Below are 21,337 nucleotides of genomic sequence, written 5' to 3' on the forward strand. Positions count from 1 at the left end.
GGAGGTGACGATGCGAAATGCATCACGTCATTGCGGATCGGTTGTTAAGTGGCGGTCAAAATACACCGCAAAGTGTCGATTGTCGCAACCGACCAATCAGGATGCCGGCATCGTCCACGATGTCGGCAATGACCCCGATAGACAACGCCGGCGATGTTCCGGTAGTGCCGGCCGCTGGCCGGCACCCACAGATCGGGGCAATGCCGGCCAGCGGCCGGCACTACCGATACGGGCGTCAGCTCGACAGATGCTCGATCGCCGCCACCTTGCCCAGGCGCTCGCCCAGCATCGTCAGCAGCGCCAGGCGGTTGCCACGCAGTGCCGGATCTTCCGCGTTGACCATCACGCCATCGAAGAACGCGTCGACCTGCGGACGCAGGCGCGCCAGGCGTGCCAGCACCGCCACATAGTCCTTCTGGTGCAGGCTGGCGCCGGTGTCATCGATGGCGGCGGTGACCGCTTCGGCCAGCGCGCGCTCGGCATCTTCCTGCAGCAGTGCCGCGTCGATCTGCGCCGGAATCTCGCCCTCGGCCTTGCGCAGGATGTTGCGGATGCGCTTGTTGGCCGCGGCCAGCGCCTCTGCCTCCGGCAGCGCGGCGAAGGTGCCGATTGCATCCAGGCGGCGATCGAAGTCGTACAGCGAAGCCGGCTTCAGCTCGGCCACGGCGTTGAAGTGCGTGGCCGGCACGCCCTTGTCAGCGTAGTAGCCCTTCAGGCGGTCGAGGATGAAGTCGTACAGCTCGCCGACATCGGCCTGCACGTTGCGCGCGGCCAGGCCGGCATTGGCGCTGGCCATCAGCGCGCGCAGGTCCAGTTCGAAGCCGCTTTCGATGATCGTGCGGGCCAGGCCCAGCGCATTGCGGCGCAGCGCGAACGGGTCCTTGTTGCCGGTCGGCTTCAGGCCTGCAGCGAAACCACCGGCCAGCGTATCCACGCGTTCGGCGATGGCCAGCACCTTGCCCAGCGGCGACAGCGCGATGTCGTCACCACCGAAGCGTGGCTGGTAGGCCTCGTCGATGGCCAGCGCCACGTCGGCCGATTCACCACCGGCCACGGCGTAGTGGCGGCCGGCGATGCCCTGCAGTTCCGGGAATTCGTTGACCATGCGCGACTGCAGGTCGTTCTTGGCCAGCTCGGCAGCCCGCTTGGCCTGCGCCGGATCGGCACCGACCTGGGCTGCGATCACTTCGGCCAGTGCGGCCACGCGCGCCACCTTGTCGGCCACGCTGCCCAGCTTGGCCTGGTAGGTCACCGTCTTCAGGCCGTCGCCCATCGACATCAGGCCCTGCTTCAGGTCCTCGTCGAAGAAGAACTTGGCATCGGCAAAGCGCGGGCGGATCACCCGCTCGTAGCCCTTGGCCACTTCGGCCACGTCCTTCGATTCGATGTTGGCGATGCCGATGAACTTCTCGGTCAGCGTGCCGGCGGCATCCAGCACCGGGAAGAACTTCTGGTTGATCTCCATCGTTTCGATCAGTGCTTCCTGCGGCACTGCCAGGAAGGCGCGTTCGAAGCTGCACAGCACCGCCGACGGCCATTCGACCAGGTTCACCACCTGCTCCAGGTTGTCGTCGGTGATGCGGGCGCTGCCACCGGCCCCGGCTGCAGCGGCCTCGACCTCGGCGACGATGCGCGCACGTCGCTCGCTCGGGTCGACCAGCACGAACGCGGCGCGCAGCGCTTCAACGTAATCCTGCGGCTGCGCCAGCGACACGGCCTGGTCGTGGTGGAAGCGATGGCCACGGCTGGCACGGCCGGCCTGCAGGCCGAACAGTTCGGCCTCGACCACGTTGGCGCCGTGCAGCAGCACCAGCCAGTGCGCCGGGCGGGCGAAGCCCCAGGCGTGATCGCCCCAGCGCATCGGCTTGGGAATCGGCATCGCCGCGATCGCCTCGCGCAGGATTTCCGGCAACAGGCTGGCGGTGCTCGCGCCCGGGGTCACCGCGCGGTGCACGAAGCGCTCGCCCTTGTTGTCGGTGGTCTTCTCCAGCGCGGTCCAGTCGATCCCGGCCTTGGCGGCGAAGCCCTGCAGGGCCTTGGTCGGCTGGCCTTCGGCGTCCAGCGCGATGTTCAGGTACGGGCCCAGCACTTCGCTGTGCTGTTCCGGCTGTTCCAGGCCGACGCCCGGCAGCAGCACGGCCAGCCGGCGCGGGGTCGACAGCGGGCGGGCATCGCCCAGCTCCAGCGCGACGCCACGCTTGCGCAGGCCTTCGACAACACCGTCGAAGAACGCCTGGGCCAGGCCCGGCAGCGCCTTGACCGGCAGCTCCTCGGTGCCCAGTTCGATCAGCAGGGGGGACAGTTGGCTCATCGGTTCGATCCTGTGGTGGGGGCGCAGCGCGCAACGCGTCCGGCGCCCCGGGTAGTTGATGAAAAGCGGGACGGTGCAGGAAGGCGGTCAGGCCTTCTTCGCACCCGGGAAGCCCAGCTTCTCGCGCTGCTCGTAATACGCCCTGGCCACCGCCTGGGCCAGCGCGCGCACGCGCAGGATGTAGCGCTGGCGCTCGGTCACGCTGATCGCGCGGCGCGCATCGAGCAGGTTGAAGGTGTGGCTGGCCTTCATCACCTGCTCGTAGGCCGGCAGCGGCAGGCCCACTTCCACCAGCTTCTGCGCTTCACGCTCGCAGGCGTCGAAGCGGTGGAACATTTCGTCCACGTCGGCGTATTCGAAGTTGTAGGTGCTCTGCTCCACCTCGTTCTGGTGGTAGACGTCGCCGTAGGTCACCGGCTGGCCGTCCGGGCCGTAGGTCCAGACCAGGTCATAGACGTTGTCGCAGTTCTGCAGGTACATGCACAGGCGCTCGAGACCGTAGGTGATCTCGCCCAGCACCGGGCGGCACTCCAGGCCACCGGCCTGCTGGAAGTAGGTGAACTGGGTCACCTCCATGCCGTTGAGCCAGACTTCCCAGCCCAGGCCCCACGCGCCCAGCGTCGGCGATTCCCAGTTGTCCTCGACGAAGCGCAGGTCGTGCACCAGCGGATCGATGCCCAGTGCCTTCAGCGAATCCAGGTACAGCTGCTGGATGTTGTCCGGCGCCGGCTTCATCGCCACCTGGTACTGGTAGTAGCGCTGCAGGCGGTTCGGGTTCTCGCCGTAGCGGCCGTCGGTCGGGCGGCGCGACGGCTGCACGTAGGCCGCGTTCCAGCTTTCCGGCCCGATCGCCCGCAGGAAGGTGGCCGGGTGGAAGGTACCGGCGCCCACCTCCAGGTCGAGCGGCTGGATGAGCACGCAGCCCTGCTGGGCCCAGAACTGGTTCAGGGTCTGGATCAGGCCCTGGAAGGTGATCGGAACGGTCGGGGTCGCGGACATGCGTACGAGTCTTGGCCGGCAAGGGGGTGCGCTAGTATAACGGCCGACCTGCGGGGCATTCCGTACCCGGGAGGAGCAGGCAGATGGAACATCGGCTGCCGGTGGGCACGCCCGGCGAGCCAGGCGGCGTCCCGCTGCCGTGGGGCCGCCTGCATTTCGAGCAGGTGGGTGCGGCGCTGCTGGCCGACGGCCTGGTCGCCGAGCACGAGGGCGAGCGCATGCGGTTTTCCGCACAGGGCGCGCGCAATGCCAGTGAAGTGCACCCGCTGGTGCTGCTGTCCAACCTCAAGCTGGCCACCCGCGACGGCGGCGAACTGACCCTGGAACGCCTGACCGAATGGCTGGCCCAACGCACCGGCAACCACTACCTGCGCATCGATCCGACCCGGGTCGACGTCGCTGCGGTCACCGCGCTGGTCTCCCACGCCTATGCCCGTCGCCACCGCTTCCTGCCGCTGGCAGTGGATGCCGAACGGGTACTGGTGGCCACCAGCGAGCCGCTGGTGCAGGAATGGCGCCGCGACCTGCAGCACCTGACACGCCGCCGCATCGAGCTGGCGGTGGTCAATCCGCTCGACCTGCACCGCTACACCATGGAGTTCTACGGGGTGACCCGTTCGGTGCGTGGCGCGCGCGGCGACGTCCGCGGCGAGGCCAACACCACCCTGCCCAGCTTCGAGCAGCTGGTCGAGCTGGGCCGCACCGGCGACGTCAATGCCGACGACCAGCACATCGTGCACATCGTCGACTGGCTGCTGCAGTACGCCTATGAGCAGCGCGCCTCGGACATCCACCTGGAACCGCGCCGCGAGATGGGACGCATGCGCTTCCGCATCGATGGTGTGCTGCACAAGGTGTTCGAGGTGCCGCCGGCAGTGATGACCGCGGTGGTCAGCCGCATCAAGGTACTCGGCCGCATGGACCTGGCCGAGCGCAGGCGCCCGCAGGACGGCCGCATCAAGACCCGCTCGCCGGGTGGCCGCGAGGTCGAGATGCGCCTGTCTACCATGCCCACCGCCTTCGGTGAGAAGTGCGTGATGCGCATCTTCGACCCCGATGCCGCCTTCAAGAGCATCGACCAGCTCGGCTTCAGCCCGCAGGAGGCCGCTGGCTGGAATGCACTGGTCGAGCGCCCGCACGGCATCGTGCTGGTCACCGGCCCGACCGGCTCGGGCAAGACCACCACCCTGTATTCCACGCTGAAGCGGCTGGCCACGCCGGACGTGAACGTGTGCACGGTGGAGGACCCGATCGAGATGATCGCGCCCGAGTTCAACCAGATGCAGGTGCAGGCCAACATCGACCTGGACTTCGCCAGCGGCGTGCGCACCCTGCTGCGGCAGGACCCGGACATCATCATGATCGGCGAGATCCGCGACCTGGAAACCGCGCAGATGGCGGTGCAGGCCTCGCTGACCGGCCATCTGGTGCTGTCCACCCTGCACACCAACGATGCACCGTCGGCGGTCACCCGCCTGCTCGACCTGGGCGTGCCGCACTACCTGCTGGCCAGCACCCTCAACGGCATCCTCGCCCAACGCCTGGTGCGCACCCTGTGCCCGCACTGCAAGCAGCCGCACACCCTCGGTGCGGCCGACTGGGCGGTGCTGGCTGATAGCCAGGCTGCATATCCAGATGCCGCCACGCCCTGTCGTCCGGTCGGTTGCCTGGAGTGCCGGCGCACCGGATTCCTCGGCCGCATCGGCCTGTATGAGTTGCTGCCATTGGGCTCGCGGCTGCGCGGGCAGATCCGCGCCGACATGGATCTGGCCGGTTTCACCCGTGCCGCGCGCGCTGAAGGGCTGCGAACCCTGCGCCAGGCCGGGCTTGAAAAGGTGGCGCAGGGGCTGACTACAATCGAGGAAGTCCTGTCAGTGCTGCCGCCCCCGGATGAACCCAGCCCCCTTCCTGATCCTTGAAACCGGCCGCCCGGTACCGTCGCTGCGCCGCTACGGGCGCTTTCCGCACTGGATCCGCGTCGCCGCCGGGCTGGAGGAACATGAGACGGTGGTGGTCGATGTCGAACACGGTGGCGCCCTGCCCGATCCGCACGGTTTTGCCGGGGTACTGGTGACCGGCTCGGCCGCCTTCGTTACTGACCACGCCGACTGGAGCGAGCGCAGCGCGGCCTGGCTGCGCCAGACCGCCCACGCTGACCTGCCGGTGTTCGGCATCTGCTACGGCCACCAGCTGCTGGCGCATGCGCTGGGCGGTGAGGTGGCCTACAACCCGGCCGGGCGCGAGTCCGGCACGATCGAACTGGAGCTGCAGCCACAGGCGGCACAGGATCCGCTGTTCCAGGGCCTGCCGCAGCACTTTGCCGCCCACGCCACCCACCTGCAGACCGTGCTGCGCGCGCCCGACGGTGCCGAGGTGCTTGCACGCTCGCCGCTGGATGGCTGCCACGCGTTCCGCTGGGGGCGCCAGGCCTGGGGCGTGCAGTTCCACCCGAATTCGCCACCCACCACATGCGCGGCTACGTGCGCGCCCGCGCCGACTGCATCGGCCGCCACGGCGGCTGTGCGCGCAGCATCGAGCGCGCAGTCAGCGCCGCACCGCTGGCCCGCCAGCTGCTGCGCCGCTTCGTCCGACAGGCGCGGCTGTCTTCAGCCCAGCCGGCGGCAAAACAGGGATAATCAGCGGCACGGGCAACCGCCCGTCCCCTCCTGTCCTTCCCGGATGTCCATGAAAGAGATTCGCAAGCTGCCGGCCTCGGCGGGCGCCCAGTGGTTGCTGGATACGTTCTCGCTGTATCGGCGTGCGCCGCTGCAGCTGGCCCGGATCGGCCTGGCCTGGCTGCTGGTGAGCTGGGTGGTCACCCTGTTGTCGACGCTGATTCCCGGCGCCGCCGGCATGGCCGTGCAGCTGATGACCCTGGCCATCTCGCCGATCATGTTCGGCGGCATGCTCTACGCCGTGGGTGAGATCGACGAAGGCCGCCCGGGCCTGTCCTCGCACCTGCTGCAGCCGATCCGCGACCACCGCGTCAGCCACCTGCTGGTGCCGCTGGCGATCCAGGTGCTGGCGGTACTGCTGCTGGGCGCGCTGCTGTTCATGATGATCGGTCGCGAAGGCTTCACCGCCTTCAGCGAGGTCATGACCAAGATGGAAGAGATCAGCCGCAGTGGCCAGCAGATCAAGCCGGACGATGCCGCGGCGCTGGTGGCCAACCTGCCGGCCAAGCGCATCGCGCTGTGGATGCTGCTGGTGTTCCTGAGCGCGGTCGCACTGTCGCTGGCAATGTTCACCCAGCCGGCGCTGGTGGTGTTCGACAAGCAGAGCGGCATGCACGCGCTGCGCCTGAGCCTGCAGGGCTGCATCGAGAACATCGGCGCGATGATCGTGTTCGCCGTGCTCGGCCTGATCGCCGCGTTCTGCATCTACATCCTGTTCGTGATCGTGATCCAGATCGCGATGCTGATCGGTGGCCCGCTGGCCGCCGCCTTCATCGCCCAGCTGGTGCTGACCACGGTGCTGATGCCGCTGTATGTCGGCGCGGTCTATGCCGCGTGGAAGCAGATGTTCGTGCACCGTGGCAGTCGCGCCGCACCGCCGGTCCCGACCACCCCGACCTCAAGCGACATCTTCCACGCCTGACGAAAAAGGGGACGGAGGGGATTAAGTCGTTTGTGCCACTGTGCCGATAGCGACTTAATCCCCTCCGTCCCCTTTTGTTTTTTTCAGGCGGCGGGTTTCTTCACGGCCGACGACGGCACCAGCCAGCGTGCGGCGTGGATGCCCAGCTCGTAGAGCAGGCACATCGGGATCGCCAGCATCAGCTGCGAGACCACGTCCGGCGGGGTCAGCACCGCCGCCAGCACGAAGATGCCGACGATCGCGTAGCCACGGCCTTCCTTGAACTGCTGCGGCGTCACCCAGCCCAGCAGCACCAGGATCACCATCGCCACCGGCAGTTCGAAGCTGCCACCGAAGGCGAAGAAGATCGCCAGCACGAAATCCAGGTAGGCATTCGCATCCGGGGTGATCGCGATCACGTCCGGGCTGAAGGTGGTCAGGAAATGGAACACCGCCGGCAGCACCAGGAAGTAGGCGAAGGCACAGCCGGTGTAGAACAGCAGTACCGAAGACACCAGCAGCGGCACCGCCAGGCGCTTCTCACGCGCGTAAAGCCCCGGGGCGACGAAGGCCCACAGCTGGTACAGCAGCCACGGCACCGCCACGAACAGGGCAACGAAGAAGGTCAGCTTCAATGGCGCGAAGAAGGCGCCGGCCGGATTGGTCGCGATCATCGTCTGCCCGTTGGGCAGCTGCGAGACCAGCGGTTCGGCCAGCGCGTTGTACAGCTTCTGGGTAAACGGCAGCAGCGCCAGCAGCACCACGCCCAGGCCCAGCAATGCGCGCACCAGGCGGCCGCGCAGTTCCACCAGATGTTCGACCAGCGAGCTTTCGCCGAAATCCTGTTCACTCATGGCTGGCGCTCCGTGCGCTGCGGCGTCGGAGCACCGGCTTCAGGGGGTGTCGCCGGCATCGGCTCTGGCGCAATGCCCTCCTGTACCGGTGCATCGGCAGGCGGCAGGCCGCCCATATGCGGCGGCGGATCCGCAGGCGCCGGCGCGCGTACTTCCTGCGCCAGCGCATCGCCCTGCTGCTGCGCCTGCTGCGCTTCGCGACGGATCGCCTCGCCGCTGGCGCGCAGCTGGTTCTCGGTGTCCTGCATGCCCTGGCGCACCTCCTGCATTTGCCGCTTGATGTCCTCGGCCTGCAGTTCGCGTTCCAGTTCCTGTTTCACCGAATCCCACTGATTGCGGGCACGGCGCACCCACAGGCCGGCGAAGCGGGCCGCCTTGGGCAGGCGCTCGGGACCGAGCACCACCAGGGCGACCACCGCGATCACCAGCAGTTCGCTGAAGCCGATATCGAACACCGCAACCGCTCCGGATCAGCGAGCGTTACGGTCGTGCTCGTCCTGCGCGGTGCGCGAGGCGTCCTGGCTGCGCGACTCATCGCCCAGCTGCGCGTTCGGCTTGTCTTCGTCGCGCATGCCCTTCTTGAATTCCTTGACCGCCGAGCCGAGGTCCTTGGCGCCACTGGTCAGGCGCTTGGTGCCGAACACCAGCAGGACGATGGCCAGCACGACCAACCAATGCCAGATGCTGAAACTGCCCATAAAGACGCTCGTTACGTTAGTGATCAGGCTGTCGAGCATAGCGCACCGGGTGTCAGCCGGCGCGCGTGACGAAAGTCAGTTTCCGCCCAGCGTTTCCGTGCGGATTTCGCCGTCGTTGACCGGCTGGAAGCCCTGCTGCTGCGGCGGCGGGTTCTGCGGCACGTTCTGCAGCGGCGCGGTGGTGGCTTCGGTTGGGGCGGCCGGCGCGGCCTGAACAGGCGCCGGCGCAACCGCCGGGGTCGCCGCCGGACGCGGTGCACTGCCACCGTTGCCGTTGCGGTTGTTGCGGGCGGCGTAGGTGGCCTCTTCCAGACGATCACGGAAGGCGACCACGTCCATCGACGGCGCACCGGCGGCGCGACCTTCGAAGATCATGCGCGGCGTGGTGTTGCTGCCGTAGGCGTCAAGGTTGGCGGCATCGTCGATCTGCAGCACCGCACCATCCAGCGCGACGCCCGCGAACAGCCCACGGGCACGCGACCAGGACCAGATCTCGGCCTTCAGCTGGCCGTCGGTGGCGGCGGCGGCATTGCGGCCGACCGGACCGGCGGCAACGCCAGCATCGGCGCCGAGCGTGAACTTGCCGTTGACCAGATTGTCCAGGCTGCGGTCGTTGCGGAACACCAGAACCACATCCGAAGATTGCACGCCGGCCTGGAAGCCGATGCTGCCACCGGTGAGCTTCACGAACACCGGGTTGGACCATGCGCCATTGGGCATGCGCACCGACATCAGGCCGTGGCCACGACGACCGCCAATGACAAGACCGGCCTTGATCGTGTCGGGAATGACGATGACCGCGCGGCCTTCGTCGAGCAATTTATCCGGAATGCCCTGTTCAGGAATTTCCTGGATTTCGGCCAGCACGCGCACGGCGTTGCGGGCGCGCTGGTCTTCCTGCGGTCCGGCCATGGCCTGGCTGGACAGCAGGCTGGCGGCGATCAGCAGGGCTTGGATCGGGCGACGCATGGCAGGCTCCAGAAGTCAGTCCGTAGGAAGATATAGCAAGTGACTGAAATTAGTGGTGTTGTCATGAATCCCCAATGAGCGTTCCCTGCCCGCATTGATGCGCGCTATGCCTGCAATCCGAACCCTGCATCCCGGCGCGGCGCCGGATAGGCGACAATACCGCCCATGCTCGACGCACCCGATACCGCCGTGCTGGCGGTCAACCTAGGCACGCCCGAGACGCCGACGGCCGCCGCCGTACGCCGTTACCTGGCCGAATTCCTGTCCGACCCGCGCGTGGTCGCGATTCCGGCACTGCTCTGGCAGCCGCTGCTGCGCGGGCTGATCCTGCCGCTGCGAAGCGGCCGGTCGGCGGCCAAGTACGCCCAGGTCTGGCTGCCCGACGGCTCACCGCTGATGGTACATACGCGCCAGCTGGCGCAGGCCATGCAGGCCCTGCTGCCGACCCTGACGGTACGCCATGCGATGCGTTACGGCGAACCGGCGCTGGCCGGCGAGCTCGACCGTCTTGCCGCCGACGGCGCGCGCCGGATCGTGGTGTTGCCGCTGTACCCGCAGTACTCCACCACCACCACCGCCTCGGTCGAAGACCGGGTCGATGCGTGGCAGCGCCGCAACCCGGGCGTGACCGTGAGCCTGGTGCGGGATTACTCGGTCGATCCCGGCTGGGTCGAGGCCGTAGCCGGATCGATCCGCCGCTACTGGGAACAGCACGGTCGCGGTCAGAAACTGATGTTTTCCTTCCATGGTATCCCGCAGCGCCTGGCCGACGCGGGCGACCCGTATCCGCAGCGCTGCGAGGCCAGTGCGCAGGCCATCGCCAATGCACTGGGCCTGGGCAAGGACGACTGGCAGATGGGTTACCAGTCGCGCTTCGGCCGCGAGCGCTGGTTGCAGCCGTATGCCGAGCCCAGCCTGTGGGCGCTGGCCGAATCCGGCGTGAAGCAGATCGACGTGGTCTGCCCCGGATTCGCCACCGACTGCCTGGAGACGCTGGAAGAGGTTGCGCTGGGCTTCACCGAAACACTGGCCGAGCGCGGTGCGACGATGCGCTACATCCCCTGCCTCAACGCCGAGCCGGAGCATGCACGCGCCCTGGCACGGCTGGCCGTGTCCTCGCTGGCATGAGCCTGCAACCGTTTGAACTCCAGGTCGGGGGCGCACGCGTCGCCGGCCTGCGCAACCACGGCGGCGGCCCACGCGTGCTGGCCCTGCATGGCTGGCTCGACAACGCCGCCAGCTTCGTGCCGCTGGCGCCGCACCTGTCGGCGTTGCAGCTGGTTGCCATCGATCTGCCCGGCCACGGTCACAGCGCGCACCTGCCGATGGGTGCCAGCTACACCACGGCCGCCGCGATCTGCCACGTACTCGATGTCGCCGACGCGCTGGGCTGGGACCGATTCAGCCTGCTCGGCCATTCGATGGGTGCCGGCATCGCCAGCCTTACCGCCTCGGTCAGCGACCGTGTTGATCGGCTGGTGGCGATCGAAGCACTCGGCGGCCTGCGCGGTCCCGAGGAAGAAACGGCGCATCGCCTGCGCGAGCATGTGAACGCCACGCGCGCGTTGGCACGCAAGCAGCTGCGCGTGTTCCCCGATCTGGCAGCGCCGATCCGCGCGCGGATGATGACCAACCAGCTCAGCGAACCCTGCGCACGGCTGCTGGTCGAGCGCGGCGTGGAACCGGTCGAAGGTGGCTACCGCTGGTGCAGCGACCCGCGCCTGATGCTGCCCACTGCGATCCGCCTCAGCGAAGGCCAGATCGACAACCTGCTGCAGGCCATCGCCTGCCCGACGCAGGTGATCTATGCCACGCCGGCGCAGTCCTACTATCCCGAGCCGATGCGCAGTGATCGCCTGCAGCACCTGCGTGATGGACGGCTGGCCGTGTTTCCCGGCAACCACCACCTGCATATGGAAGACCCGGCACGCATCGCCGGGGTGATCCTGCGCTTCCTCGGCAACGACAACGCCGGCTGAGTCGCAGCGTCCGCGCACTTCATTCTGCGCAGTTGCGGCCGATACATCGGTTGCGGGCCACTGCGTCCGCAGCACGTGGGCCCGGTCGGGCCTGCGGCGTGTGTCTGGTCCTGCAAGGAAGTCCGCATGCCCGCTCCATTGCTCCGTCACCCACAGGATGTGGTCACGGCGCCCCGTCTGCGCGACGTTGATTGCGTCGCATTCCCCGAATTCCCGGTCCATGCCCTGGCCACGCACTCGTGCGTGCGTCACCGTGTGGCCGTTGTCGTCTGCTGATCCAGGAGTCGCCGATGTCCGCTGCATCCACTCGCCCCCCGATACCGCCCGCCTGCCGCATCTGCAGCAGCTCGCCCACCGCGCTGACCGCCGATTGCTGATCGGCAGTGCGGCACTGGCGGTGGCCGGCCTGGTGCTGGCCCTGCGCGGGCCTCATGTCCTGACCGCCTCGCTGGTCGCGGCCGCTGTGCTGCCTGCCATCTGGCTGGCCGGTCCCAAGGCGGGCCATAGCGTCACCCGCAATGGCCTGGCGCTGTTGTTGTCGCTGCAGCTGGCATGGCTGTGCGCGATCGCGGGCCTGTCACCGGCGTTGCCGATTGCACTGCTGCTGGGCGTGCTGTTGAACCATCGTGATCGCCTGCCGGTTTGGCTGGCCGGCGGCATCGGCACGCTCGCGCTGTTGGCGCCGCTGCTGCAGGGCGCAGCAGTGGGACCTACGTTGCTGCAGGCGGGTCTGTTCGCCGGGCTGACGGCATTCCTCGGCCAGGTCGCGCTGCGCCTGCGCCAGCAGACCGAGGCGCTTGGCCACGGCCCGCGCCGGCTGGCTGCGCTGGCCCGCGACATCGCCACGGGCACCGACCTGGGCGCACATGCCGACACCGCATCCTATGCACCCGGCTCGTTGGCCCATGCGCTGGCCGATACCGCGCGCCACGTCCAGGCCCAACGTGGGCGTGAGGCTGAGGCGCATGCCGAGAATGCGCAGATCCGTCAGGCGCTGGATGCCTCGCGCACCGCGATGATGATCGCCGACAATGATCACGTGGTCCGCTATGTGAACCGCTCGGTGGTGGCTCTGCTGCGCAACCAGCAGGCGACACTGCGCCAGGCCTTCCCTGACTTCGATGCCGAACGCCTGGTCGGCAGCAGCATCCATCGCTTCCATGCCAACCCGGACCGCATCCGCGCCATCCTCAATGGCCTGCAGGCCAGCCACAACGGCAAGGTACAGATCGGCCCGGTGCACTTCGCCCAGGTGGTCACCCCGGTGTTCGATGCACAGGGCATGCGCCTCGGTTTCGCCGTGGAATGGCATGACCGTACCCAGGAGCTGGCGCTGGAGAACGCCGTGGCCGGCATCGTCGCTGCTGCCGCTGCCGGCGATCTCGGCCAGCGCCTGCAGGCAACCGAAGGCGCCAGCTTCCTCGATGGCCTGACCGGTGGCATCAACCAGCTGCTCGATACGCTGGGCAGCACCGTCAACGACGTGCGGCAGATGCTTTCGGCGCTGGCCAACGGCGATCTCGATCGGCGCATGCACGGTGAGTACCACGGTGCCTTCGCCGCGATCCAGCGTGATGCCAACGCCACCGCCGGCCAGCTGGCGCGCATGGTGGGCCGCATCCAGCAGTGCGCGGCCTCGATCAGTACCGCCGCCAGCGAGATCGCTGCAGGCAATGGTGCGCTGTCCGAGCGCAGCGAGCGCCAGGCGGCGCACCTGCAGGAAGCCGCAGCCTCGATGGAGGAGCTGACCGCCACCGTGCGCCAGAATGCTACGCATGCGCGCGAGGCCAGTGAGCTGGCTGCGTCCACGCAGAGCGCCGCCAGTGACGGCAACACCGCGATGCAGCGGGTTGTCGACACCATGCAGGCGATTGAAGGCGCCTCGAAGCGGATCGGCGACATCACCGGCGTGATCGATGGCATCGCCTTCCAGACCAATATCCTCGCGCTCAATGCGGCGGTGGAAGCCGCACGTGCCGGTGAGCAGGGCCGTGGCTTCGCCGTGGTGGCCAGCGAGGTGCGCGTGTTGGCGCAGCGCTCCGCCGCCGCCGCACAGGAAATCAAAAAGCTGATCGATGAGGCAGGCCGACAGGTGGGCGAAGGTGCCCAGCTGGTGGCCGACGCCGGCCAGCGGATGCAGGGCATTGTCGGCGGCGTGGAGAATGTCAGCCATCTGATGCGTGAGATCTCGGCGGCCTCGCAGGAGCAGTCGATCGGCATCGAGCAGATCAACCAGACCGTGGTGCAGATGGATCAGGCCACGCAGCAGAACGCGGCGCTGGTGGAAGAAGCCACCGCGGCCGCACGCGAGCTGCAGACGCAGGCGGGGACGCTTACCGAGGCAGTATCGGTGTTCCGCCAGCAGGAACCGCACGAGGTCCCGCGGGCCGCCTGATCCGGGCCTGCAATGCGATCCTGATCAAGACGGCGCCCGCAGGGCGCCGTTTTTTTACCTGCTTCTGCGTGATGGGTCAGGAAAAGTCCGCTTCCGGACCTGCCGTGAGGAGCGGCCAACCCTGTTTGGCGCCGCATCCACACACGGCGTGGATCTACCGGTAGTGCCGGCCGCTGGCTGGCAATCGATTGGTAGCGGCCAACCTTGGTTGGCGCAATGCTTCCTCGTGGACGGCATCCACGCATGGCGTGGATCTACCGGGCGATGTAACGCCATCGGGTTGCCGGCCAGCGGCCGGCACCACCCGCATTTCCTGCGCACAAAGAAAAACCCCGCTGCGTCAGCAGCGGGGTTTTGGGTATAAACCCTGGCGATGACCTACTCTCGCATGGCTTGAGCCACACTACCATCGGCGCAGCTGCGTTTCACTTCCGAGTTCGGGATGGGATCGGGTGGTTCCACAGCGCTAATTTCACCAGGGAGGCTTTTGGAGTGTCGCACTCGTCCCTGTGGGACAAGGCGCCAGCCTCGCATAGTTCTTGTGACGTAGCGTGCACTTGGATGCTCTTACGACGCTGTCGTAAAGCCAAGGCAACTTGAGGTTATATGGTCAAGCCGCACGGATCATTAGTATCAGTTAGCTCAATACATTGCTGTACTTACACACCTGACCTATCAACCACGTAGTCTACATGGTTCCTTCAGGGGGCTTGTGCCCCGGGAGATCTCATCTTGAGGCGCGCTTCCCGCTTAGATGCTTTCAGCGGTTATCGCTTCCGAACATAGCTACCCGGCAATGCCACTGGCGTGACAACCGGAACACCAGAGGTTCGTCCACTCCGGTCCTCTCGTACTAGGAGCAGCCCCTCTCAAATCTCCAACGCCCATGGCAGATAGGGACCGAACTGTCTCACGACGTTCTGAACCCAGCTCGCGTACCACTTTAAATGGCGAACAGCCATACCCTTGGGACCGACTACAGCCCCAGGATGTGATGAGCCGACATCGAGGTGCCAAACACCGCCGTCGATATGAACTCTTGGGCGGTATCAGCCTGTTATCCCCGGAGTACCTTTTATCCGTTGAGCGATGGCCCTTCCATACAGAACCACCGGATCACTAAGTCCTAGTTTCCTACCTGCTTGATCCGTCGATCTTGCAGTCAAGCACGCTTATGCCTTTGCACACAGTGCGCGATGTCCGACCGCGCTGAGCGTACCTTCGAGCTCCTCCGTTACTCTTTAGGAGGAGACCGCCCCAGTCAAACTACCCACCATACACGGTCCCCGACCCAGATAATGGGCCCAGGTTAGAACGTCAAGCACGACAGGGTGGTATTTCAAGGATGGCTCCACCACAGCTAGCGCCATGGTTTCATAGCCTCCCACCTATCCTACACAGACGAACTCAACGTTCAGTGTAAAGCTATAGTAAAGGTTCACGGGGTCTTTCCGTCTTGCCACGGGAACGCTGCATCTTCACAGCGATTTCAATTTCACTGAGTCTCGGGTGGAGACAGCGCCGCTGTCGTTACGCCATTCGTGCAGGTCGGAACTTACCCGACAAGGAATTTCGCTACCTTAGGACCGTTATAGTTACGGCCGCCGTTTACTGGGGCTTCGATCAAGAGCTTCGCCTTGCGGCTGACCCCATCAATTAACCTTCCAGCACCGGGCAGGCGTCACACCCTATACGTCCACTTTCGTGTTTGCAGAGTGCTGTGTTTTTGATAAACAGTCGCAGCGGCCTGGTTACTGCGACCCTCTTCAGCTATAGCTCGCACGAGCCACCAAAAAGGGTGCACCTTCTCCCGAAGTTACGGTGCCATGTTGCCTAGTTCCTTCACCCGAGTTCTCTCAAGCGCCTGAGAATTCTCATCCTACCCACCTGTGTCGGTTTACGGTACGGTCTGCGTAAGCTGAAGCTTAGGAGCTTTTCCTGGAAGCGTGGTATCAGTGACTTTGCCATAAAGGCTCGTCTCGGTGCTCGGTCTTAGAGGATCCCGGATTTGCCAAAGATCCAAACCTACCGCCTTTCCCCAGGACAACCAACGCCTGGTACACCTAACCTTCTCCGTCCCTCCATCGCACTTACGCGAGGTGCAGGAATATTAACCTGCTTCCCATCGACTACGACTTTCGTCCTCGCCTTAGGGGCCGACTCACCCTGCGCCGATTAACGTTGCGCAAGGAAACCTTGGGCTTTCGGCGTGCGGGTTTTTCACCCGCATTATCGTTACTCATGTCAGCATTCGCACTTCCGATACCTCCAGCAGACTTCTCAATCCACCTTCAACGGCTTACGGAACGCTCCTCTACCGCGCATAACAAAGTTATGCACCCCAAGCTTCGGTTCTGTGCTTAGCCCCGTTAAATCTTCCCCGCAGACCGACTCGACCAGTGAGCTATTACGCTTTCTTTAAAGGGTGGCTGCTTCTAAGCCAACCTCCTGGCTGTCTGTGCCTTTCCACATGGTTTTCCACTTAGCACAAAATTTGGGACCTTAGCTGTGGGTCTGGGTTGTTTCCCTTTTCACGACGGACGTTAGCACCCGCCGTGTGTCTCCCATACAGTCCGTCTCGGTATTCGGAGTTTGCAATGGTTTGGTAAGTCGCGATGACCCCCTAGCCATAACAGTGCTCTACCCCCGAGAGGATACATATGAGGCGCTACCTAAATAGCTTTCGAGGAGAACCAGCTATCTCCGGGTTCGATTAGCTTTTCACTCCTAATCACACCTCATCCCCTACCTTTGCAACGGGAGTGGGTTCGGGCCTCCAGTGCGTGTTACCGCACCTTCACCCTGGGCATGACTAGATCACCCGGTTTCGGGTCTACTGCCCGCGACTATGCGCCCTTATCAGACTCGGTTTCCCTTCGCCTCCCCTATACGGTTAAGCTTGCCACGAACAGTAAGTCGCTGACCCATTATACAAAAGGTACGCAGTCACTCCTTGCGGAGCTCCTACTGCTTGTACGCACACGGTTTCAGGTTCTATTTCACTCCCCTCTCCGGGGTTCTTTTCGCCTTTCCCTCACGGTACTGGTTCACTATCGGTCGGTCAGTAGTATTTAGCCTTGGAGGATGGTCCCCCCATGTTCAGACAGGGTTTCACGTGCCCCGCCCTACTCGTCTTCACTGAAATGGCCCTTTCAGATACAGGGCTATCACCTTCTATGGCCGCTCTTTCCAGAGCGTTTTCCTAGAACCAAATCAGCTTAAGGGCTAGTCCGCGTTCGCTCGTCGCTACTTACGGAATCTCGGTTGATTTCTTTTCCTCTGGTTACTTAGATATTTCAGTTCACCAGGTTCGCTTCCAGCAGCTATGTATTCACTGCAGGATACCCGCAAGCGGGTGGGTTTCCCCATTCGGACATTACCGGATCAAAGCTTGTTGCCAGCTCCCCGATACTTTTCGCAGGCTGCCACGTCCTTCATCGCCTCTGACCGCCAAGGCATCCACCGTGTGCGCTTATTCGCTTGACCATATAACCGCAAGTTGCCTTGGGTTACATATGACCCGGGGGTACAAAGCCCGGATACGAATATAACGACTCAATCAATAAAGAGACTTGCGTCTCTCGCCTTAGCCTCACGACACGTCTGATAGAACATCTCAAACGCTCGCTACGTCACAAGTTTTAAAAGAACACGTACCAGCCACAGTGCTGATGCGTATAAAGATCGAATGTATGCGTCATTCAGAGAATGGTGGGTCTGGGAGGACTCGAACCACCGACCTCACCCTTATCAGGGGTGCGCTCTAACCACCTGAGCTACAGACCCGGAGCTTGTTTCTTAATCTCCCTGGTGGAGCCTGTCGGGATCGAACCGACGACCCCCTGCTTGCAAAGCAGGTGCTCTCCCAGCTGAGCTAAGGCCCCAGAAAGGGACATCTCACACCGGCCTGGCCGATGTAAATCTCTGAATGCAGGTACTTTGTGAAGACGCCCGACAGGACGATGCTGTCTTTGCTCAAAAGGAGGTGATCCAGCCGCACCTTCCGATACGGCTACCTTGTTACGACTTCACCCCAGTCATCGGCCACACCGTGGCAAGCGCCCTCCCGAAGGTTAAGCTACCTGCTTCTGGTGCAACAAACTCCCATGGTGTGACGGGCGGTGTGTACAAGGCCCGGGAACGTATTCACCGCAGCAATGCTGATCTGCGATTACTAGCGATTCCGACTTCATGGAGTCGAGTTGCAGACTCCAATCCGGACTGAGATAGGGTTTCTGGGATTGGCTTACCGTCGCCGGCTTGCAGCCCTCTGTCCCTACCATTGTAGTACGTGTGTAGCCCTGGCCGTAAGGGCCATGATGACTTGACGTCATCCCCACCTTCCTCCGGTTTGTCACCGGCGGTCTCCTTAGAGTTCCCACCATTACGTGCTGGCAACTAAGGACAAGGGTTGCGCTCGTTGCGGGACTTAACCCAACATCTCACGACACGAGCTGACGACAGCCATGCAGCACCTGTGTTCGAGTTCCCGAAGGCACCAATCCATCTCTGGAAAGTTCTCGACATGTCAAGGCCAGGTAAGGTTCTTCGCGTTGCATCGAATTAAACCACATACTCCACCGCTTGTGCGGGCCCCCGTCAATTCCTTTGAGTTTCAGTCTTGCGACCGTACTCCCCAGGCGGCGAACTTAACGCGTTAGCTTCGATACTGCGTGCCAAATTGCACCCAACATCCAGTTCGCATCGTTTAGGGCGTGGACTACCAGGGTATCTAATCCTGTTTGCTCCCCACGCTTTCGTGCCTCAGTGTCAATGTTGGTCCAGGTAGCTGCCTTCGCCATGGATGTTCCTCCTGATCTCTACGCATTTCACTGCTACACCAGGAATTCCGCTACCCTCTACCACATTCTAGTCGCCCAGTATCCACTGCAGTTCCCAGGTTGAGCCCAGGGCTTTCACAACGGACTTAAACGACCACCTACGCACGCTTTACGCCCAGTAATTCCGAGTAACGCTTGCACCCTTCGTATTACCGCGGCTGCTGGCACGAAGTTAGCCGGTGCTTATTCTTTGGGTACCGTCATCCCAACCGGGTATTAGCCAGCTGGATTTCTTTCCCAACAAAAGGGCTTTACAACCCGAAGGCCTTCTTCACCCACGCGGTATGGCTGGATCAGGCTTGCGCCCATTGTCCAATATTCCCCACTGCTGCCTCCCGTAGGAGTCTGGACCGTGTCTCAGTTCCAGTGTGGCTGATCATCCTCTCAGACCAGCTACGGATCGTCGCCTTGGTGGGCCTTTACCCCGCCAACTAGCTAATCCGACATCGGCTCATTCAATCGCGCAAGGCCCGAAGGTCCCCTGCTTTCACCCGTAGGTCGTATGCGGTATTAGCGTAAGTTTCCCTACGTTATCCCCCACGACAGAGTAGATTCCGATGTATTCCTCACCCGTCCGCCACTCGCCACCCAGAGAGCAAGCTCTCCTGTGCTGCCGTTCGACTTGCATGTGTTAGGCCTACCGCCAGCGTTCACTCTGAGCCAGGATCAAACTCTTCACTTAAAACTACATGATCCGAAGATCAAAATTTAAAGCTGCAGATGATTGACTCTGGCAACGTATCGCTTGCTTTAAAACAATTAATAGTTGCTTGATCAAACGTCTGCAAGATGGACAATCATCCTTCCTGCAGGCGCCTTCACAAGATACCTGCGCATACTTTCAAAGATCCGGGGAAGTGGCCTCAGCGCCGTTCCCGCGTGCTGCGAAGTTTCCTTCGCAGCGAGCCGCCCATTATAGCCGGCTTTTCCGCTTCGTCAACACCTTTTTTCAAGGCCGTCTCACCGGAGTGGACGTTGTTGCCGATGCTGCTTCGTCGTTGGGCCCGAAGGCCTTTCGTCGTTGCGAGCCGCCTATTATGGCAGGCCTTTCAGCTTTGTCAACAACTTGTTTGAGGAACTTGAAGCTCTTCGTGAAGTTGTTGCTGCAAGTCCAGGTCGAAACCAGGTGCCTGCAAAAAAAGGAAAACCCCGCTGCGCATGCAGCGGGGTTCTCGGGTGTAAACCCTGGCGATGACCTACTCTCGCATGGCTTGAGCCACACTACCATCGGCGCAGCTGCGTTTCACTTCCGAGTTCGGGATGGGATCGGGTGGTTCCACAGCGCTAATTTCACCAGGGAGGCTTTTGGAGTGTCGCACTCGTCCCTGGGGACAAGGCGCCAGCCTCGCATAGTTCTTGTGACGTAGCGTGCACTTGGATGCTCTTACGACGCTGTCGTAAAGCCAAGGCAACTTGAGGTTATATGGTCAAGCCGCACGGATCATTAGTATCAGTTAGCTCAATACATTGCTGTACTTACACACCTGACCTATCAACCACGTAGTCTACATGGTTCCTTCAGGGGGCTTGTGCCCCGGGAGATCTCATCTTGAGGCGCGCTTCCCGCTTAGATGCTTTCAGCGGTTATCGCTTCCGAACATAGCTACCCGGCAATGCCACTGGCGTGACAACCGGAACACCAGAGGTTCGTCCACTCCGGTCCTCTCGTACTAGGAGCAGCCCCTCTCAAATCTCCAACGCCCATGGCAGATAGGGACCGAACTGTCTCACGACGTTCTGAACCCAGCTCGCGTACCACTTTAAATGGCGAACAGCCATACCCTTGGGACCGACTACAGCCCCAGGATGTGATGAGCCGACATCGAGGTGCCAAACACCGCCGTCGATATGAACTCTTGGGCGGTATCAGCCTGTTATCCCCGGAGTACCTTTTATCCGTTGAGCGATGGCCCTTCCATACAGAACCACCGGATCACTAAGTCCTAGTTTCCTACCTGCTTGATCCGTCGATCTTGCAGTCAAGCACGCTTATGCCTTTGCACACAGTGCGCGATGTCCGACCGCGCTGAGCGTACCTTCGAGCTCCTCCGTTACTCTTTAGGAGGAGACCGCCCCAGTCAAACTACCCACCATACACGGTCCCCGACCCAGATAATGGGCCCAGGTTAGAACGTCAAGCACGACAGGGTGGTATTTCAAGGATGGCTCCACCACAGCTAGCGCCATGGTTTCATAGCCTCCCACCTATCCTACACAGACGAACTCAACGTTCAGTGTAAAGCTATAGTAAAGGTTCACGGGGTCTTTCCGTCTTGCCACGGGAACGCTGCATCTTCACAGCGATTTCAATTTCACTGAGTCTCGGGTGGAGACAGCGCCGCTGTCGTTACGCCATTCGTGCAGGTCGGAACTTACCCGACAAGGAATTTCGCTACCTTAGGACCGTTATAGTTACGGCCGCCGTTTACTGGGGCTTCGATCAAGAGCTTCGCCTTGCGGCTGACCCCATCAATTAACCTTCCAGCACCGGGCAGGCGTCACACCCTATACGTCCACTTTCGTGTTTGCAGAGTGCTGTGTTTTTGATAAACAGTCGCAGCGGCCTGGTTACTGCGACCCTCTTCAGCTATAGCTCGCACGAGCCACCAAAAAGGGTGCACCTTCTCCCGAAGTTACGGTGCCATGTTGCCTAGTTCCTTCACCCGAGTTCTCTCAAGCGCCTGAGAATTCTCATCCTACCCACCTGTGTCGGTT

Annotated in this window: 11 protein-coding genes, 2 tRNA genes, 5 rRNA genes and 1 pseudogene (1 of these 19 running past the window's edge); 6 read left to right on the top strand and 13 right to left on the bottom strand. The window is 63.2% G+C overall.

Annotated features, from left to right (window positions below; all coding sequences use genetic code 11):
* Nucleotides 1-235: 235 nt before the first annotated feature.
* On the bottom strand, nucleotides 236-2,311 hold the full coding sequence (gene glyS / locus DL544_RS20845) for a glycine--tRNA ligase subunit beta (protein ID WP_065177805.1): 2,076 nt from the start codon (nucleotides 2,309-2,311) through the stop codon (nucleotides 236-238).
* An 87-nt stretch (nucleotides 2,312-2,398) separates the two neighbouring features.
* Nucleotides 2,399-3,310, bottom strand: a complete 912-nt coding sequence (gene glyQ / locus DL544_RS20850; protein WP_005420440.1) for a glycine--tRNA ligase subunit alpha — start codon at nucleotides 3,308-3,310, stop codon at nucleotides 2,399-2,401.
* Nucleotides 3,311-3,393: 83 nt separating this feature from the next.
* Here glyQ and DL544_RS20855 point away from each other — a divergent pair, with 83 nt between their 5' ends.
* The 3 genes and pseudogenes from DL544_RS20855 (at nucleotide 3,394) to DL544_RS20865 (ending at nucleotide 6,907) form a co-directional block, all read left to right on the top strand.
* Nucleotides 3,394-5,229 (top strand): GspE/PulE family protein, encoded by a 1,836-nt coding sequence (locus DL544_RS20855; protein WP_065177804.1) that lies wholly within the window; start codon nucleotides 3,394-3,396, stop codon nucleotides 5,227-5,229.
* A pseudogene (locus tag DL544_RS20860) lies at nucleotides 5,201-5,946 on the top strand (glutamine amidotransferase). Before DL544_RS20855 ends, DL544_RS20860 begins: the two are co-directional and overlap by 29 nt.
* A 49-nt stretch (nucleotides 5,947-5,995) precedes the next feature.
* Nucleotides 5,996-6,907 (top strand): BPSS1780 family membrane protein, encoded by a 912-nt coding sequence (locus tag DL544_RS20865; RefSeq protein WP_005420447.1) that lies wholly within the window; start codon nucleotides 5,996-5,998, stop codon nucleotides 6,905-6,907.
* Between the two features lie 83 nt (nucleotides 6,908-6,990).
* Here DL544_RS20865 and tatC read toward each other — a convergent pair whose 3' ends face one another.
* The 4 genes from tatC to DL544_RS20885 form a co-directional block, all read right to left on the bottom strand.
* A complete protein-coding gene (gene tatC / locus DL544_RS20870) occupies nucleotides 6,991-7,740 on the bottom strand; it encodes a twin-arginine translocase subunit TatC (RefSeq protein WP_005420449.1) in 750 nt (249 codons plus the stop codon).
* Complete coding sequence (gene tatB, locus DL544_RS20875; protein ID WP_053500646.1) at nucleotides 7,737-8,195, bottom strand: Sec-independent protein translocase protein TatB; 459 nt, start codon at nucleotides 8,193-8,195, stop codon at nucleotides 7,737-7,739. The genes tatC and tatB overlap by 4 nt, the downstream gene beginning before the upstream one ends.
* A 15-nt stretch (nucleotides 8,196-8,210) precedes the next feature.
* Nucleotides 8,211-8,438 (bottom strand): Sec-independent protein translocase subunit TatA, encoded by a 228-nt coding sequence (gene tatA, locus DL544_RS20880; RefSeq protein ID WP_005420453.1) that lies wholly within the window; start codon nucleotides 8,436-8,438, stop codon nucleotides 8,211-8,213.
* A gap of 75 nt (nucleotides 8,439-8,513) precedes the next feature.
* A complete protein-coding gene (locus DL544_RS20885) occupies nucleotides 8,514-9,407 on the bottom strand; it encodes a lipid-binding SYLF domain-containing protein (RefSeq protein WP_061480672.1) in 894 nt (297 codons plus the stop codon).
* Nucleotides 9,408-9,572: 165 nt separating this feature from the next.
* On the opposite strand from DL544_RS20885, the gene hemH reads away from it, so the two are divergent.
* From hemH to DL544_RS20900, 3 genes are all read left to right on the top strand, one after another.
* The gene (hemH, locus tag DL544_RS20890; protein ID WP_065185933.1) at nucleotides 9,573-10,535 is read left to right on the top strand and encodes a ferrochelatase; all 963 of its coding nucleotides are present in this window, start codon (nucleotides 9,573-9,575) and stop codon (nucleotides 10,533-10,535) included.
* On the top strand, nucleotides 10,532-11,386 hold the full coding sequence (locus DL544_RS20895) for an alpha/beta fold hydrolase (RefSeq protein WP_065185934.1): 855 nt from the start codon (nucleotides 10,532-10,534) through the stop codon (nucleotides 11,384-11,386). Before hemH ends, DL544_RS20895 begins: the two co-directional genes overlap by 4 nt.
* A 220-nt stretch (nucleotides 11,387-11,606) precedes the next feature.
* Entirely contained in the window at nucleotides 11,607-13,781 is a 2,175-nt protein-coding gene (locus tag DL544_RS20900) for a methyl-accepting chemotaxis protein (protein WP_255313012.1), read from the top strand.
* Between the two features lie 365 nt (nucleotides 13,782-14,146).
* Here DL544_RS20900 and rrf (DL544_RS20905) read toward each other — a convergent pair.
* The 7 genes from rrf (DL544_RS20905) to DL544_RS20935 form a co-directional block, all read right to left on the bottom strand.
* A 5S ribosomal RNA gene (gene rrf, locus DL544_RS20905) occupies nucleotides 14,147-14,261 on the bottom strand.
* Nucleotides 14,262-14,387: 126 nt separating this feature from the next.
* Nucleotides 14,388-17,267 (bottom strand): 23S ribosomal RNA (locus DL544_RS20910).
* Nucleotides 17,268-17,490: 223 nt separating this feature from the next.
* Nucleotides 17,491-17,567 (bottom strand) — tRNA-Ile (locus DL544_RS20915).
* A gap of 22 nt (nucleotides 17,568-17,589) precedes the next feature.
* A tRNA-Ala gene (locus tag DL544_RS20920) sits at nucleotides 17,590-17,665 on the bottom strand.
* 94 nt (nucleotides 17,666-17,759) lie between these two features.
* A 16S ribosomal RNA gene (locus tag DL544_RS20925) occupies nucleotides 17,760-19,304 on the bottom strand.
* Between the two features lie 501 nt (nucleotides 19,305-19,805).
* Nucleotides 19,806-19,920: ribosomal RNA gene (gene rrf / locus DL544_RS20930) — 5S ribosomal RNA — on the bottom strand.
* 125 nt (nucleotides 19,921-20,045) lie between these two features.
* A 23S ribosomal RNA gene (locus DL544_RS20935) occupies nucleotides 20,046-21,337 on the bottom strand; it runs 1,588 nt beyond the window's last position.
* Together the 16S, 23S and 5S rRNA genes with 2 tRNA genes alongside form the textbook arrangement of a ribosomal RNA operon.

It is taken from the genome of Stenotrophomonas sp. pho (genome assembly GCF_006228405.1).
GTDB lineage: Bacteria > Pseudomonadota > Gammaproteobacteria > Xanthomonadales > Xanthomonadaceae > Stenotrophomonas > Stenotrophomonas sepilia.